The sequence below is a fragment of the Streptomyces sp. NPDC051569 genome, from assembly GCF_044454085.1.
GTDB lineage: Bacteria > Actinomycetota > Actinomycetes > Streptomycetales > Streptomycetaceae > Streptomyces.
On the sequence record NZ_JBITDJ010000027.1, the window covers coordinates 1 to 15262 of the forward strand.

The 15262-nt window shown below is 72.1% G+C and carries 15 protein-coding genes and 1 pseudogene; 12 read left to right on the forward strand and 4 right to left on the reverse strand.

The features are described from left to right. The 4 genes and pseudogenes from ACIBAE_RS27090 to ACIBAE_RS27105 form a co-directional block, all read left to right on the forward strand. A pseudogene (locus tag ACIBAE_RS27090) lies at nt 1-154 on the forward strand (4-hydroxy-3-methylbut-2-en-1-yl diphosphate synthase); the annotation flags it as partial. Nucleotides 155-405: 251 nt separating this feature from the next. Then, nucleotides 406-1248, forward strand: a complete 843-nt coding sequence (locus tag ACIBAE_RS27095; protein WP_399290397.1) for a GNAT family N-acetyltransferase — start codon at nt 406-408, stop codon at nt 1246-1248. Between the two features lie 16 nt (nt 1249-1264). Further along, nucleotides 1265-1834, forward strand: coding sequence for a GNAT family N-acetyltransferase (locus ACIBAE_RS27100; RefSeq protein ID WP_399290301.1), 570 nt, complete (start codon nt 1265-1267; stop codon nt 1832-1834). Nucleotides 1835-1937: 103 nt separating this feature from the next. Continuing rightward, a complete protein-coding gene (locus tag ACIBAE_RS27105; RefSeq protein WP_399290302.1) occupies nt 1938-3629 on the forward strand; it encodes a proline--tRNA ligase in 1692 nt (563 codons plus the stop codon). 137 nt (nt 3630-3766) lie between these two features. Here the strand turns inward: ACIBAE_RS27105 and ACIBAE_RS27110 are convergent, their stop codons facing one another. From ACIBAE_RS27110 to ACIBAE_RS27120, 3 genes are read right to left on the reverse strand one after another with little or no spacing between them, the layout of a single operon-like run. Then, nucleotides 3767-4660 (reverse strand): aminoglycoside phosphotransferase family protein, encoded by an 894-nt coding sequence (locus tag ACIBAE_RS27110; RefSeq protein ID WP_399290304.1) that lies wholly within the window; start codon nt 4658-4660, stop codon nt 3767-3769. Between the two features lie 32 nt (nt 4661-4692). Beyond that, nucleotides 4693-5121: a DUF4439 domain-containing protein gene (locus ACIBAE_RS27115; protein ID WP_399290306.1), complete on the reverse strand. Its 429-nt coding sequence runs from the start codon at nt 5119-5121 to the stop codon at nt 4693-4695. Further along, nucleotides 5118-5642: a hypothetical protein gene (locus ACIBAE_RS27120; RefSeq protein ID WP_399290308.1), complete on the reverse strand. Its 525-nt coding sequence runs from the start codon at nt 5640-5642 to the stop codon at nt 5118-5120. The genes ACIBAE_RS27115 and ACIBAE_RS27120 overlap by 4 nt, the downstream gene beginning before the upstream one ends. A gap of 186 nt (nt 5643-5828) precedes the next feature. Here ACIBAE_RS27120 and rimP point away from each other — a divergent pair, with 186 nt between their 5' ends. The 8 genes from rimP (at nt 5829) to ACIBAE_RS27160 (ending at nt 14162) form a co-directional block, all read left to right on the forward strand. Then, on the forward strand, nt 5829-6326 hold the full coding sequence (gene rimP, locus ACIBAE_RS27125; RefSeq protein WP_399290309.1) for a ribosome maturation factor RimP: 498 nt from the start codon (nt 5829-5831) through the stop codon (nt 6324-6326). A gap of 2 nt (nt 6327-6328) precedes the next feature. Next, on the forward strand, nt 6329-7423 hold the full coding sequence (gene nusA / locus ACIBAE_RS27130; RefSeq protein ID WP_399290311.1) for a transcription termination factor NusA: 1095 nt from the start codon (nt 6329-6331) through the stop codon (nt 7421-7423). A gap of 154 nt (nt 7424-7577) precedes the next feature. Continuing rightward, entirely contained in the window at nt 7578-7856 is a 279-nt protein-coding gene (locus tag ACIBAE_RS27135) for a YlxR family protein (protein WP_399290399.1), read from the forward strand. Nucleotides 7857-8005: 149 nt separating this feature from the next. After that, nucleotides 8006-11161 carry a translation initiation factor IF-2 gene (gene infB, locus ACIBAE_RS27140; protein ID WP_399290313.1) on the forward strand — a complete coding sequence of 1052 codons (3156 nt, stop codon included), beginning with the start codon at nt 8006-8008 and terminating at the stop codon, nt 11159-11161. A 137-nt stretch (nt 11162-11298) separates the two neighbouring features. Then, complete coding sequence (locus ACIBAE_RS27145) at nt 11299-11592, forward strand: DUF503 domain-containing protein (protein WP_399290315.1); 294 nt, start codon at nt 11299-11301, stop codon at nt 11590-11592. 91 nt (nt 11593-11683) lie between these two features. Then, on the forward strand, nt 11684-12172 hold the full coding sequence (gene rbfA / locus ACIBAE_RS27150; RefSeq protein ID WP_399290317.1) for a 30S ribosome-binding factor RbfA: 489 nt from the start codon (nt 11684-11686) through the stop codon (nt 12170-12172). Continuing rightward, the gene (gene truB, locus ACIBAE_RS27155) at nt 12169-13068 is read left to right on the forward strand and encodes a tRNA pseudouridine(55) synthase TruB (RefSeq protein ID WP_399290319.1); all 900 of its coding nucleotides are present in this window, start codon (nt 12169-12171) and stop codon (nt 13066-13068) included. The genes rbfA and truB overlap by 4 nt, the downstream gene beginning before the upstream one ends. Nucleotides 13069-13208: 140 nt before the next feature. Beyond that, nucleotides 13209-14162 carry a bifunctional riboflavin kinase/FAD synthetase gene (locus ACIBAE_RS27160; RefSeq protein WP_399290320.1) on the forward strand — a complete coding sequence of 318 codons (954 nt, stop codon included), beginning with the start codon at nt 13209-13211 and terminating at the stop codon, nt 14160-14162. Between the two features lie 55 nt (nt 14163-14217). Here ACIBAE_RS27160 and ACIBAE_RS27165 read toward each other — a convergent pair whose 3' ends face one another. Then, nucleotides 14218-15231 (reverse strand): ABC transporter ATP-binding protein, encoded by a 1014-nt coding sequence (locus ACIBAE_RS27165; protein ID WP_399290322.1) that lies wholly within the window; start codon nt 15229-15231, stop codon nt 14218-14220. Nucleotides 15232-15262 lie beyond the last annotated feature (31 nt).

Sequence of the window (15262 nt, forward strand, 5' to 3'; positions counted from 1 at the left end):
CAAGGGTCAGATCTTCGTCAAGGGCGAGATCATCAAGACCGTCCCGGAGTCGAAGATCGTGGAGACCCTCATCGAAGAGGCGATGAAGATCGCCGAGCAGATGGAGCGCGACGGCATCGCCTCCGGCGAGCCCGAGGTCTCCGTCAGCGGCTGACCCCTCGCCCCCCGGCCGACCCGGTTCGTCACGGGCCCCGCTGCCTCCGCCCCAGGGCGCCGGCGCGGGGCCCGCTGCCGTACGGAACCCACCGCCCCAGGGGCCCGACCCGTACGGGACCGGCTGCCGTACGGGTCGGAACCGCCTCCCGTACGGGCCCCGAACGGCTGTGACCGACCAGGCTCGGCATACCGCGAAAGTGGCGGGTAAAGTGCGGAGAATCAGCAGACCGCATGGTGAGGCCCCTCGTGTTGACGCAGACCACCACCCGGGTCCTCGAACCCAGTGACCTCGGCGCCGCGCTCGCCATCCTGGAGAGCGAACCCGTCGCCAACGCCTTCGTGACCTCCCGTGTGCGGGTCGCGGGACTCGACCCCTGGCGCCTCGGCGGCGAGATGTGGGGCTGGTACGCGGACGGGCGGCTGCGCTCCCTCTGCTACTCCGGCGCCAACCTCGTCCCCATCTGCGCCACCCCCGAGGCCGTACGCGGCTTCGCCGACCGTGCCCGCAGGACGGGCCGCCGCTGCTCCTCGATCGTCGGCCCCGCCGAGCCCACCGCCGAGCTGTGGCGGCTGCTCGAACCGAGCTGGGGACCGGCCCGCGAAGTCCGCTCCAACCAGCCGCTGATGGTCACCGAAGAGCTCCCGGCCTCGGTCGCGCCCGACCCCCTCGTCCGCCGCATCCGCAAGGACGAGCTGGAAGTGATCATGCCCGCGTGCGTGGCCATGTTCACCGAGGAGGTCGGCGTCTCACCGCTCGCGGGCGACGGCGGGCTCCTCTACCAGGCGCGCGTCGCCGAACTCGTCGGCGCGGGACGCTCGTTCGCCCGCATCGACGACGGCAAGGTCGTCTTCAAGGCCGAGATCGGCGCGGCCACCCAGCAGGCCTGCCAGATCCAGGGCGTCTGGGTCGACCCCGCGTACCGTGGCCGGGGTCTCTCCGAGAGCGGCATGGCGGCCGTCGTACGGTACGCGCTCGCCGATGTCGCACCGGTGGTGAGCCTGTACGTGAACGACTACAACACCCCGGCCCGCGCCGCCTATCGCCGCGTCGGTTTCCGCGAGGTGGGCGCCTTCATGAGTGTGCTGTTCTGAAAGTAGGGTTCGGCCCATGCTGAGCATCCCCGGGGACGACCCCCGGACCCCGGACGTACAGGTAGGGCCGGTCGATCTCGCCGAACGCGTCGACGAGGCGCTCGCCGTACAGGCCCTCGCCTTCGGGCTCAGCGACGAGGAGATCGCGGTACGCCGCCACATCGTCCTGCGACACCTGATGTACCCCGGCTGCCGCGCCTACGGAGCGACGACCGGGAGCGGCCGGCTCGTCGCGTTCGTGTACGGCCTGCCGAACGACCGCGCCCACTGGTGGTCCACGATCGTCGAGCCGTATCTGCGCACCACCGGCTCCGACGGCTGGCTCGACAACTCCTTCGTGATCACCGAGCTGCACGTCCATCCGGAGTTCCAGGCACGGGGCATCGGCCGGGCCCTGATCACCACCATCACGGACGGCGCCGCGCAGCCCCGCTCCATCCTCTCCGCCATCGACACGGAGAGCCCGGCCCGCCGGCTCTACCGCTCGCTCGGCTACGAGGACCTCGCCCGCCAGGTCCACTTCCCCAGCGCCCCCAGGCCGTACGCCGTGATGGGCGCCCCGCTCCCGCTGCGCCGGGCCCGCTGAGAGCGGCCCCCGCGCGGCGGGAGCGGGGCTTACTGATTTCCGCCCGCCCGGGCGCCCCGGATAACCTCCTGGCATCACCCGAGAGAACGCAGGAGTGCTCCCCATGTCCCAGGTCCAGCGCATGTCCCGTTTGATGGTCAAGACATTGCGCGACGACCCGGCGGACGCCGAGACCCTCAGCCACAAGCTGCTCGTCCGCGCCGGGTACGTCCGCCGCTCGTCCGCAGGCGTCTGGAGCTGGCTGCCGCTGGGCAAGAAGGTCCTCGACAACGTCTCGCGCGTCGTCCGCGAGGAGATGGACGCGATCGGCGCGCAGGAGGTCCTGCTGCCCGCGCTGCTGCCCAAGGAGCCCTACGAGGCGAGCGGGCGCTGGGAGGAGTACGGCGACCTGCTGTTCCGCCTCAAGGACCGCAAGGGCGCCGACTACCTGCTCGGCCCCACCCATGAGGAGATCTTCACCCAGCTGGTCAAGGACCAGTGCTCGTCCTACAAGGACCTGCCGGTGACGCTCTACCAGATCCAGACGAAGTACCGCGACGAGGCCAGGCCGCGCTCCGGCGTGCTGCGCGGCCGCGAGTTCCAGATGAAGGACTCGTACTCCTTCGACACCACGGACGAGGGCCTCGCCGAGTCGTACGCGCTGCACCGCGCCGCGTACCAGAAGATCTTCACCCGCCTCGGGCTCGACTACCGCATCGTGTCGGCGGTCTCCGGTGCGATGGGCGGCTCCGCCTCCGAGGAGTTCCTGGCCCCCGCCGCCGCGGGCGAGGACACGTTCGTGGACTGCCCGGCTTGTGACTACGCGGCCAACTCGGAGGCCGTGACCTACACCGCCCCCGCCACCGGCGCGGTCGAGCACGGCCCCGTGGAGGAGCTGGACACCCCCGACACCCCGACCATCGAGACGCTCGCCGCGCTCCTCGGCGTACCGGCCTCGACGACCCTGAAGAACCTGCTGGTCAAGATCGACGGCGAGATCGCCGCCGTCGGCGTCCCCGGCGACCGCGAGGTGGACCTCGGCAAGCTCGGCGAGCTCCTCGCGCCCGCCGTGGTCGAGCTGGTCACGGCCGAGGACTTCGAGGACCGCCCCGACCTGGTACGCGGCTACGTCGGCCCGCAGGGCCTCAAGCTCCGCTACATCGCCGACCCGCGCATCGCGGGCGGCACCGCCTGGGTGACCGGCGCCAACAAGCCCGGCACGCACGCGCGCAACGTGGTGGCCGGCCGTGACTTCGAGGTCGACGAGTACCTCGACGTCGTCGTCGTCGAGGAAGGGGACCCCTGCCCGTCCTGCGGCACCGGCCTCAAGCTCGACCGCGCGATCGAGATCGGCCACATCTTCCAGCTCGGCCGCAAGTACGCCGACACGTTCCAGCTGGACGTCCTCGGCCAGCAGGGCAAGCCGGTGCGCGTGACCATGGGCTCGTACGGCATCGGCGTCTCCCGCGCCGTGGCCGCCCTCGCCGAGCAGACGGCCGACGAGCAGGGCCTGAGCTGGCCCCGCGAGGTCGCCCCGGCGGACGTCCACGTCGTCGCCGCCGGCAAGGCGCTCCAGACGGAGCTGGCGCTGGACGTCTCCGAGCAGCTCTCGGCGGCCGGCCTGCGCGTGCTCGTGGACGAGCGCCCCGGCGTCTCCCCGGGCGTGAAGTTCACCGACGCCGAGCTGATCGGGGTCCCCCACATCCTGGTGGCGGGCCGCCGCTCCGCCGAGGGCGTCGTGGAGCTGAAGGACCGCCGCACGGGCGAGCGCGAGGAACTGACGGTCGCCGAGGCGATCGCCCGCCTCACGGCCTGACGGCCCGCACGGACCGACCGCGAGGCCCGGCGCACCACGCGCCGGGCCTCGCGGTCGGTCCGGAACGGTGACGGACCGCCCCTGCCGGGCCCGGCAGATCAGGCCGTCCGCCGCCACCGCAGCAGCCGTACCCCCAGCTACAGCCAGCCCGCGAACTCCAGCAGCAGCTCACCGGTCTGCCGGCGGCCCGCCCGCAGTGCGCGGGTGGCCGCTTCCACCGCCCGGAAGAGGGTCCAGCCGCGCAGCCGCTCGGCGTCCACGTCCAGCGAGTCGGCGAGTCTCCTGACGCGGCGGCGGGCCGACGAGGCGCCGGTGGCGGCGGCGACCTGGTCCTCGACGCGGTCGCGCGGCAGCCGGGCGAGGTCGTAGGCGCGCTCGCCGACCAGGGGTTCGGGGCCGACCGCCAGCCAGGGGACACGATCGCCCGCGAGGACCTTGCCCTGGCGGAAGGCGCCGTGCAGCAGCGACGCCTCGGCGGGAGGCCCGGCACAGAGTGCGTCGCGCGCCGCGAGGGCCGGGGAGATGAACGGCTCCAGCGTCTCGTCGGTCACCGCCCGCAGCGCCGACGCCTGGCGGGCGGTCCGCTCGGCGACCGTCTCGAAGTGGTGCCCCACGGGCGGCTCGATCCACAGCCGCCGGACCGCACCCGCCGCTTCGAGCAGCGCCTTGGCCTCGGGCAAGGAGCGCAGTGACATCTCGGGGTGCAGGCGTTCCAGCAGGAGGGCTCCGTCGGTGGCGCCGAACGACTCGACCGCCCCCGCGCCCTTCCAGTGCTCCAGCGCCGCCTGTTCCTGTGCGGGGGCGGCGAACGGCGGGACGATCTTCAGGGTGGCGGGGGAGCCCCCGGCCCGCCGCACGAGCACGACCAGACCGCTCCGGCCGCCCGGTGCCACCACCCGCTCGACGTCCAGCTCCCGCCGCGCGAGCGCCGCTCCCAGGAGGCCGGGCAGCCGGCCGAGCCACTCGGCGGCGCTCTCCCCGTACGTCTCGCCCAGCGCGCGCGCCAGCCGCCGGGGCGGTTCGAAAGCCATGCGTGTGCTGTTCCCCTCCGGAGCGGCGGGGCTCACACGCGCTCGGCGAGCCCCGGAAAGGCTACGCCGGTCCCGCGCCACCGGACCGCACGCACCGCGGCCTCCCGCAGCGCGGCCGCCGCCTCCTGGCGCAGCGGACCTCCGGCGGCCCGTACGAGATCGGAGTAGACGTCCGCGACCCGGTCCTCCAGTTCGGCGGCGAGCCGCACGGCCGCGGCGGAGTCCGGGACCGGGAACGGCAGGGCGTACGCGGCCGCCGCCACGGCCGGCTTGCCGCCCAGGTCCCGTACGGTCCTCGTGAGGGAGTCGCGCCGGGCCCGGTGCGCGGTGTACGCGGCGGTGGCCTCGTCGCGGCGCTTGCCGCCGACCCTGCCGCCGACGACTCCGTACCCGTACACGGCCGCGTGTTCGGCGGCGAGAGCGGCCTGTGCGGCGGTCAGCGCACCGGTGCTGCTGCTCACGAGCGGGATCCTTCCGTCAGCAGATAGGCGTGGGCGGCGCTCGCCGCCGCCAGGGAGGCCAGCAGCCGGGCCAGCTCCGGGGGCGCCTGGAGGAGTGCGGCGGTGTGCGCGTCGGCGGTACGGCGCTCGGCGGCGGACAGCGCGGCGAGGGCCCCCGCCGGGTCGGCCGCGACCGCCGTGACGGGTTCGACGCCGGCCGGGTCCGGGGCCGCCGTGGTCGCGGAGGCGGTGGGTGACGGCTCCTTGGAGTGACGTTCCTTCGGCGTCAGCGCGGCGATATGGAGCACGACGGCCGCACGCAGCGGAGTCAGCCGCGCGCTCTGCCCGGGATGCCGCTCCAGCACCGCGTCGTACTGCCCCAGCAAGCCCCGGCTCGTGGCCGCGGAGCGCAGCCGCAGCGCGTTCTCGGCGCGTACGGCCCGGGCGGCGGCAGCGGCCGGGCCCCCGGAGGTGCCCCCGTCGCCACGATCCGCCGAGGAACATGCGGTCAGCAGACCGGCGGCCGCGGCGCCCGCGGCCATGAGGGCGTGCCTCCGTGTCGTCCCCGTGCGCCCCACGCGTCTCTCCTCGGGCTCGCGATGATCACCGCAGGCGAGCGTACCTTCGGGTCACTCGTTCGTGGACGGCAACACCCCTTGGGACCGGATACCCTTTGATCTGACACACGACGATCCCACAACAGCACACGCGGCCGAGGAGTCACCCGGATGAGCACGACCGAGAGCGAGAGGCTGCGCGGACTGCTGGAACCGCTCGTCAGCGCGAAGGACCTTGATCTGGAAGAGATCGAGCTGTCCCGGGCGGGCAGGCGTCGTGTGCTGAGAGTCGTGGTGGATTCCGACGAGGGCGTGGACCTCGACGAGTGCGCCGAGCTGAGCCGCACCATCTCCGATCTGCTCGACGAGACGGATGCGATGGGCGAGGACGAGTACCAGCTCGAAGTGACCTCGCCGGGGGCGGAGCGCCCGCTGACCGAGCACCGCCACTACCTGCGCGCCGTGGGCCGGCTGGCCAGGATCCAGCCTCACGAGGGCGACGAGGTGGTGGCCCGCATCCTCGCCGTGGACGACGACGGACTCGACCTCGAGGTGCCGGGTGTGAAGGGGCGCAAGCCCACCGCCCGCCGCGTCGAGTTCTCGCAGATCGCCAAGGCGCGCGTGGAGATCGAGTTCAACCGCAAGGACAAGAAGGAAGAGGAGGCGTAGCCGTGGACATCGATGTGAAGCTCCTGAAGGGCTTGGCACAAGAGAAGGAGATCCCCTTCGATCTGTTGGTCGAGGCGATCGAATCGGCCCTCCTCATCGCGTATCACCGCACGGACGGCAGCCACCGCCGCGCCCGTGTCGTGCTCAGCCGTGACAACGGCCACGTCACGGTGTGGGCCAAGGAGGACCCGGCCGATCTGGAGGAGGGGCAGGAGCCCAAGGAGTTCGACGACACCCCGTCGGACTTCGGCCGGATCGCCGCCACCACCGCCCGCCAGGTCATCCAGCAGCGGCTGCGGGACGCCGAGAACGACATGACGTTCGGCGAGTACGCGCGCCGCGAGGGCGACATCGTCGCCGGCATGGTGCAGCAGGGCAAGGACCCGAAGAACGTCCTGGTCAGGCTGGACGACAAGCTGGAAGCCATCCTTCCGGTGCAGGAACAGGTGCCGGGCGAGAACTACACGCACGGGCTGCGGCTGCGTACGTACGTGGTCCGCGTGGCCAGGGGTGTGCGCGGTCCTTCCGTGACACTCTCCCGTACCCACCCGAACCTGGTGAGGAAGCTTTTCGCCCTGGAGGTCCCGGAGATCGCCGACGGCTCCGTCGAGATCGAGGCGATCGCCCGTGAGGCCGGTCACCGCACCAAGATCGCCGTGCGGTCGACGCGGTCCGGTCTCAACGCCAAGGGCGCCTGCATCGGTCCGGTGGGCCAGCGGGTGCGCAATGTCATGGCCGAGCTGCTCGGCGAGAAGATCGACATCGTCGACTGGTCGGACGACCCGGCCGAGATGGTGGCGAACGCGCTCTCCCCGGCCCGGGTCAGCAAGGTCGAGATCGTCGACCTCGGTGCCCGCTCGGCGCGGGTGACCGTGCCGGACTACCAGCTGTCGCTGGCGATCGGCAAGGAAGGGCAGAACGCCCGCCTGGCCGCCCGGCTCACCGGCTGGCGCATCGACATCCGCCCGGACACGGAGCAGACCGAGGACGAGGGAGCGGCCGGGGCGGACCGCGGCAACGACCGCGACCGCGGCAACGACCGTGGCGGTGACCGCGACCGCGACCGCGATCGCGGCCGTGGCGCCGAGCGTCGCTGACCACCGCTGACCGTCACCGGGGAATGATCGACGGCGGGATCCCTCGCGTTTCGCGAGGGGCTCCCGCCCGGAGCCGGCGCGATCTTTTTCGCCCGGCGCGTGTCCGAACCTTGCCCCCATGGGGTTGGCTCGGCGCGGGGAGGTAGACTTGAAGATGTCTGGCCGGACGAGCGACCGAGCCTGCCCTGAGCGAACCTGCGTGGGGTGCCGGGAGCGAGCGGCCAAGAGCGATCTACTGCGCATCGTGGTGGTCGGCGGACAATGTGTTCCCGATCGACGCGGTACGCTGCCCGGCCGGGGTGCGTACATGCACGCGGCCTTGGTCTGTTTCGATCTGGCGGTCCGCCGCCGGGCGTTCCCCCGGGCCTTCCGGGTCCAGGGACCGCTCGACAGCGCGGAAGTGCGCCGGTGTGTCGAGCAGGCAGAACGGTAAGAAGAAGCACGGCACGGGTCCCCGTGCGGTTCAAGTACCTCGCGAGTTGGAAGTAGGTCGAGATTGCGATGAGCACTCGATGAGTACGCGATGAGTACGCCCATGAAGTAGAGACGGTCCGGCGGTAACCCGGACCTAAAAGGAGCGAAGTGGCTAAGGTCCGGGTATACGAACTCGCCAAGGAGTTCGGCGTAGAGAGCAAGGTCGTCATGGCCAAGCTCCAAGAACTCGGTGAATTCGTCCGTTCGGCTTCCTCGACGATCGAGGCGCCGGTTGTACGCAAATTGACTGATGCTTTGCAGGGTCCCGGCGGCAACGGCGGCAAGACCGCCGCGAAGCCCGGGGCGCCCCGTAAGGCGACCCCCGCACGTCCCGCCGCGCCGTCCCCGGCGCAGGCCGCACGTCCCGCTGCCCCCAAGCCCGGTGTCCCGGCTCCCAAGCCGGCCGTCGCCGAGGCCCCCAAGAGCAGCACCCCCTCGCCCGCGCCGAGCCCCGGACCGCGTCCGGCCCCGGCCGCGCCGAAGCCCGCCGCTGCCGCGGCGAAGCCGGCACCGGCCGCTCCGGCCGTCCCGGAGTTCACCGCGCCCCCGTCGGCCCCGGCTCCGGCCGCCGGCCCCCGGACCGGTGCGACCCCCGGCCCGCGTCCCTCCGCCCGCCCCACCGGCGGTCAGGGTGACCAGCGCCAGGGTGACCAGCGCCAGGGCGCCGGTCAGGGCGATCAGCGTCAGGGTGACCAGCGTCAGGGCGGCCGCCCCGGCGGTGCGCGTCCCGGCCAGGCCGCTCGTCCCGGTGCCCGCCCCGCGGGCCCGCGTCCGGGCAACAACCCCTTCACCTCGGGTGGTTCCACCGGCATGGCGCGCCCGCAGGCGCCCCGTCCCGGCGGCTCCCCCCGTCCCGGCGGCCCCGGTGCTCCCGGTGGCGCGCCGCGTCCCCAGGGCGCCGGTCAGGGCGGACCCCGTCCGCAGGCCGGTCCCGGTGGACAGAGTGGTCGTCCCACCCCCGGCGGCATGCCGCGTCCGCAGGCTCCCCGTTCCGCGGGTGGCCCCGGCGGCGCCCCCGGTGGTAACCGTCCGAACCCGGGCATGATGCCGCAGCGTCCCGCTGCCGGCCCGCGTCCCGGCGGCGGTCCCGGTGGTGGCCGTGGTCCGGCCGGCGCCGGTCGTCCCGGTGGCGGCGCCGGTGGCGCCGGTCGTCCCGGTGGCGGCGGCGGCTTCGCCGGTCGTCCCGGTGGCGGTGGCGGCGGCGGTGGCTTCGCCGGTCGTCCCGGCGGTGGCGGCGGCGGTGGCGCTCCGGGTCGTCCCGGTGGCGGTGGCTTCGGTGGCGGCGGTGGCCGTCCCGGCTTCGGCGGACGTCCGGGTGGCCCCGGTGCCCGTGGTGGCACACAGGGCGCGTTCGGCCGTCCCGGCGGGCCCGCCCGTCGTGGCCGCAAGTCGAAGCGGCAGAGGCGCCAGGAGTACGAGGCCATGCAGGCCCCGTCGGTCGGCGGCGTGATGCTGCCTCGCGGCAACGGGCAGAGTGTCCGCCTGTCGCGCGGTGCGTCCCTCACCGACTTCGCGGAGAAGATCAACGCCAACCCGGCGTCGCTCGTCGCCGTGATGATGAACCTCGGCGAGATGGTCACTGCCACGCAGTCCGTCTCCGACGAGACCCTCCAGCTGCTCGCCGGCGAGATGAACTACGTCATCGAGATCGTCAGCCCGGAGGAGGAGGACCGCGAGCTTCTCGAGTCCTTCGACATCGAGTTCGGCGAGGACGAGGGCGGCGAGGAGTTCCTCGTGTCCCGTCCGCCGGTCGTCACCGTCATGGGTCACGTCGACCACGGTAAGACCAGGCTGCTGGACGCGATCCGCAAGACGAACGTCGTGGCGGGCGAGGCCGGCGGTATCACGCAGCACATCGGTGCGTACCAGGTCGCGACCGACGTCAACGGTGAAGAGCGCAGGATCACCTTCATCGACACCCCCGGTCACGAGGCGTTCACCGCCATGCGTGCCCGTGGTGCCAAGTCCACCGACATCGCGATCCTGGTGGTCGCGGCCAACGACGGTGTGATGCCTCAGACGATCGAGGCGCTGAACCACGCCAAGGCGGCCGACGTGCCGATCGTGGTCGCGGTCAACAAGATCGACGTCGAGGGCGCCGACCCGACGAAGGTGCGCGGTCAGCTCACCGAGTTCGGTCTGGTGGCCGAGGAGTACGGCGGCGACACGATGTTCGTCGACATCTCCGCCAAGCAGGGTCTGAACATCGACAGCCTGCTGGAGGCCGTGGTCCTCACCGCGGATGCCTCGCTCGACCTCCGGGCCAACCCGGAACAGGACGCGCAGGGTATCGCCATCGAGGCTCACCTCGACCGTGGTCGCGGCGCCGTCGCCACCGTGCTCGTCCAGCGCGGCACGCTGCGCGTCGGTGACACGATGGTCGCCGGTGACGCGTACGGCCGAGTCCGGGCGATGCTCGACGACAACGGCAACAACGTCGAGGAAGCGTCCCCGTCGACGCCCGTCCTGGTCCTGGGTCTCACCAACGTCCCCGGTGCCGGCGACAACTTCCTGGTCGTCGACGAGGACCGCACCGCCCGGCAGATCGCCGAGAAGCGTGCCGCTCGTGAGCGGAACGCGGCGTTCGCCCGCAGGGGTGTCCGGTTCTCCCTGGAGAACCTGGACGAGGCCCTCAAGGCCGGTCTGGTGCAGGAACTCAACCTCATCATCAAGGGCGACGCGTCCGGTTCGGTGGAGGCTCTCGAGTCCTCGCTGCTCCAGCTCGACGTCGGCGACGAGGTCGACATCCGCGTCCTGCACCGCGGTGTGGGTGCGGTCACCGAGTCGGACATCGACCTGGCGATGGGCTCCGACGCCATCGTGATCGGCTTCAACGTGCGCGCCGCCGGGCGTGCCGCGCAGATGGCCGAGCGCGAAGGTGTGGACGTCCGGTACTACTCGGTCATCTACCAGGCGATCGAAGAGATCGAAGCGGCCCTCAAGGGCATGCTCAAGCCGGAGTACGAAGAGGTCGAGCTCGGTACGGCGGAGATCCGCGAGGTCTTCCGCTCGTCCAAGCTGGGCAACATCGCGGGTGTTCTCATCCGCTCCGGCGAGGTCAAGCGCAACACCAAGGCCCGGCTCGTCCGCGATGGCAAGGTCATCGCGGAGGACCTCAACATCCAGGGTCTGCGCCGCTTCAAGGACGACGTCACCGAGATCCGCGAAGGCTTCGAGGGCGGTATCAACCTCGGAAACTTCAACGACATCAAGATCGACGACGTCATCGCGACGTACGAGATGCGCGAGAAGCCGCGAGGCTGACAGGCGTAACCGATCCGGGGCCGGTCGACGGGACGTATTTCCGTCGATCGGCCCCGGCCGTTGCGTGTACGGTTCTTGTGCCCCCGCCAAGCGCTGGCAGGGGTCTGAACCCGCACCGGCGGGACATCCGGACACGCATGTATGTGGGGACACTGTCCTTCGATCTGCTCCTCGGCGACGTACGGTCGTTGAAGGAGAAACGCTCCGTCGTCCGCCCGGTCGTCGCCGAGCTCCAGCGGAAATTCGCGGTGAGTGTGGCGGAGACCGGCGACCAGGACCTCCATCGCAGGGCCGAGATCGGCCTGGCGGTGGTTTCCGGGGACTGGGGACATCTCACGGACGTCCTGGACCGGTGCGAGCGCATGGTCGCCGGTCATCCCGAGATGGAGCTGCTGTCGGTACGCCGGCGGCTGTACGGCGCCGAGGACTGACCCGGCGCCACGCGTGCCCCGGCGCCAGGACCGACCCGGAGCCAAGACTGACCTGCACGACAAGAAACCCAGAAGGAAGAGTGACGGACCGGTGACCGACAACGCGCGGGCCCGCAAGCTGGCCGACCGCATCCAGGTCGTGGTCGCGGAGACCCTGGACCGGCGTATCAAGGACCCCCGACTCGGCTTCGTGACCATCACGGACGCCCGCGTCACCGGCGACCTGCGGGAGGCCACGGTCTTCTACACGGTCTACGGCGACGACGAGGAGCGCGCGGCCTCGGCGGCGGCTCTGGAGAGCGCCAAGGGCGTCCTCCGCTCCGAGGTGGGCCGCCAGACCGGCGTGCGCTTCACGCCGACGCTGACGTTCGTCCCCGACGCCCTGCCGGACAACGCCCGCACCATCGAGGACCTCCTCGACAAGGCGCGTGCCAAGGACGCGGAGGTGCGGCAGGTGTCGACCGGCAAGACGTACGCCGCCGGGGCCGACCCGTACCGCAAGGACGAAGAGGACGACAGCGCCGACGAGGCCGGCGGCACCGGTGCCACCGGCGGCACGGACGGCGCCGCCGCCGAATGACTCAGCACAACAGGACGCCCGACGGGCTTGTCATCGTGGACAAGCCGTCGGGCTTCACTTCGCACGACGTCGTCGCCAAGATGCGCGGCATCGCCAGGACCCGGCGCGTCGGCCACGCCGGCACGCTCGACCCCATGGCCACGGGCGTCCTCGTCCTCGGCCTGGAGCGGGCCACGAAACTCCTCGGGCATCTCGCGCTGACCGAGAAGGAGTACCTCGGCACGATCCGGCTGGGCCAGGACACCGTCACCGACGACGCGGAGGGGGAGATCACCTCCTCCACCGACGCGTCCAAGGTCGCGCGCGAGGCCATCGACGCCGGGATCGCGGCGCTGAGCGGCCCCATCATGCAGGTACCGTCCAAGGTCAGCGCCATCAAGATCGACGGCAAGCGGTCGTACGCGCGCGTGCGCGGCGGCGAGGAGTTCGAGATCCCGGCCCGGCCGGTGACCGTCTCCTCCTTCCGGCTCTACGACGTCCGCGAGGGCGTCGCGGAGGACGGCACCCCGGTGCTCGACCTGGTCGTCTCCGTCGTCTGCTCCTCGGGTACGTACATCCGCGCCCTCGCCCGCGACCTCGGGGCCGGCCTCGGGGTCGGCGGCCACCTCACCGCGCTGCGCAGGACCCGGGTGGGTCCGTACGCGCTGGACGGGGCGAGGACGCTCGACCAGCTCCAGGAGGAGCTGACCGTCATGCCGGTCGCCGACGCGGCCGCGGCGGCGTTCGCGCGCTGGGACGTCGACGAGAAGCGGGCCAAGCTGCTGCTCAACGGCGTACGGCTCGCCATGCCGGAGTTCGCGACCGGACCGGTCGCCGCGTACGACCCGGAAGGGCGCCTGGTGGCCCTGGTCGAGGAGCAGCACGGCAAGGCCAAGAGCCTCGCCGTCTTCGGCTGAGCGCTCCCGCCGGTCATCCGTGCCACGGTCCCCCTTTCCAGGGGACCGTGGCCGATGCGGGCGGTGAGCACCGGGCATGGCAGTCTTAGAGCTGCGTAACCGGCAATGACGTACACAGTTTCGGGCGAGGAGCGGTCACAGTGCAGCGCTGGCGTGGCTTGGAGGACATTCCCCAGGACTGGGGGCGCAGCGTCGTCACCATCGGCTCCTACGACGGAGTGCACCGCGGGCACCAGCTGATCATCGGCCGGGCCGTGGAGCGGGCGCGCGAGCTGGGTGTGGCCTCGGTCGTCGTCACCTTCGACCCGCACCCCAGCGAGGTCGTGCGCCCCGGCAGCCACCCGCCGCTGCTCGCCCCGCACCACCGGCGCGCGGAGCTGATGGCGGAGCTGGGCGTGGACGCGCTGCTGATCCTGCCGTTCACCGTCGCGTTCTCGAAGCTCTCGCCCGCCGACTTCATCGTGAAGGTGCTCGTCGACAAGCTGCACGCCCGGGCGGTCATCGAGGGCCCCAACTTCCGCTTCGGCCACAAGGCGGCCGGCGATGTCGCCGTCCTGTCGGACCTGGGCGTGACCTACGACTACGAGGTCGACGTCGTCGACCTCCATGTGACCGGCGTGGCGGGCGCCGGGGAGCCCTTCTCGTCCACGCTGACCCGCAGGCTGGTCGCCGAGGGCGACGTCGCCGGCGCGGGAGAGGTCCTGGGCCGCCCGCACCGGGTCGAGGGCGTGGTCGTGCGCGGTGCGCAGCGCGGGCGTGAGCTCGGCTATCCGACGGCCAATGTGGAGACGCTGCCGCACACGGCGATCCCGGCGGACGGTGTGTACGCGGGCTGGCTCACCGCCGGCGGCGAGCGCATGCCGGCGGCGATCTCGGTCGGTACGAACCCGCAGTTCGACGGCGTCGACCGGACCGTGGAGGCGTACGCGATCGACCGGGTCGGGCTGGACCTCTACGGCCTGCACGTGACCGTCGACTTCCTGTCGTACGTACGCGGCCAGCAGAAGTTCGAGTCCATCGAGGCGCTGCTGGAAGCGATCGCGGACGACGTCAAGCGCTCCCGTGACCTGGTCGGGGCGTACGACGCCCGGTAGCGCGGGCGGGGCGTCGCCGCGCTACCGGGCGCCTTTCCCGGTGCCGGGAGAGGGACTAGTTCCCGACGCCCGCCCCCGCGCGCGCCGCCGCCCAGTGGCAGGCGACCTGGGCCGTGTCACCGCCGGTGAGTACGGGCAGCGCCGCCGTACGGCACCGCTCGTCGACCCCGGCCCGCGCGGCCTCGCCCGAGGCGAGGATCTGGCAGCGGGCGTGGAAGCGGCAGCCGCCGGGGATGCGTGACGGGTCCGGGGGCTCGCCCGTCAGGACGACCGGCTCACCGTCCGATTCGGGAAGGACGGACAACAGCGCCTGGGTATAAGGATGCTGAGGATTCGTCAGCACCTGCTCGACCGGCCCTGTCTCGACGATCCGGCCGAGATACATCACCGCCACCCGGTCCGCGATGTTCCAGGCGAGCCCCAGGTCGTGTGTCACGACCAGCGCGGACAGACCGAGTTCGTCGCGCAGCGACAGCAGCAGCGCCAGGATCTCGCCCCGTACGGACGCGTCCAGGGACGCCACCGGCTCGTCCGCGACGATCAGCTCCGGCTGCAGGACCAGGGCGCCGGCGATGACGACCCGCTGGCGCTGGCCCCCGGACAGCTCGTGCGGGTAGCGCAGGAAGAACCGCTCCGGCGGACGCAGCCCCGCACGGGACAGCGCCTCGGTGACGGCTTCGCGTTCATCTCCCGGGTAGCCGTGGATCCGGAGCCCCTCGGCCACCGCGTCGTACACGGTGTGACGCGGATTGAGCGAGCCGCTCGGATCCTGGAGCACCAGCTGCACGCGCTTGCGGTACGCCTTGAGGGCGCGGGAACCGTACGCCAGTCCTTCCCCGGCGAAGGTGATCCTGCCCGCCGTGGGCGGCACCAGACCGAGCAGGCTCCGTGCCAGGGTGGTCTTGCCGCAGCCCGACTCGCCGACCAGGGCGACGATCTCCCCGGCGCCGATGTCGAGGTCGACGCCGTCGACGGCCCGGGCGGGAGGGGCGCCGCGCCGCCCGGGGAACGTGACGTTCAGTTCGGCGGCCGAGAGCAGCGGGCCGGGCGGCGGAGGGGTGGTCGTCATGGGTGGCTCCTGGGGGTCGCGGTCCTGCTGC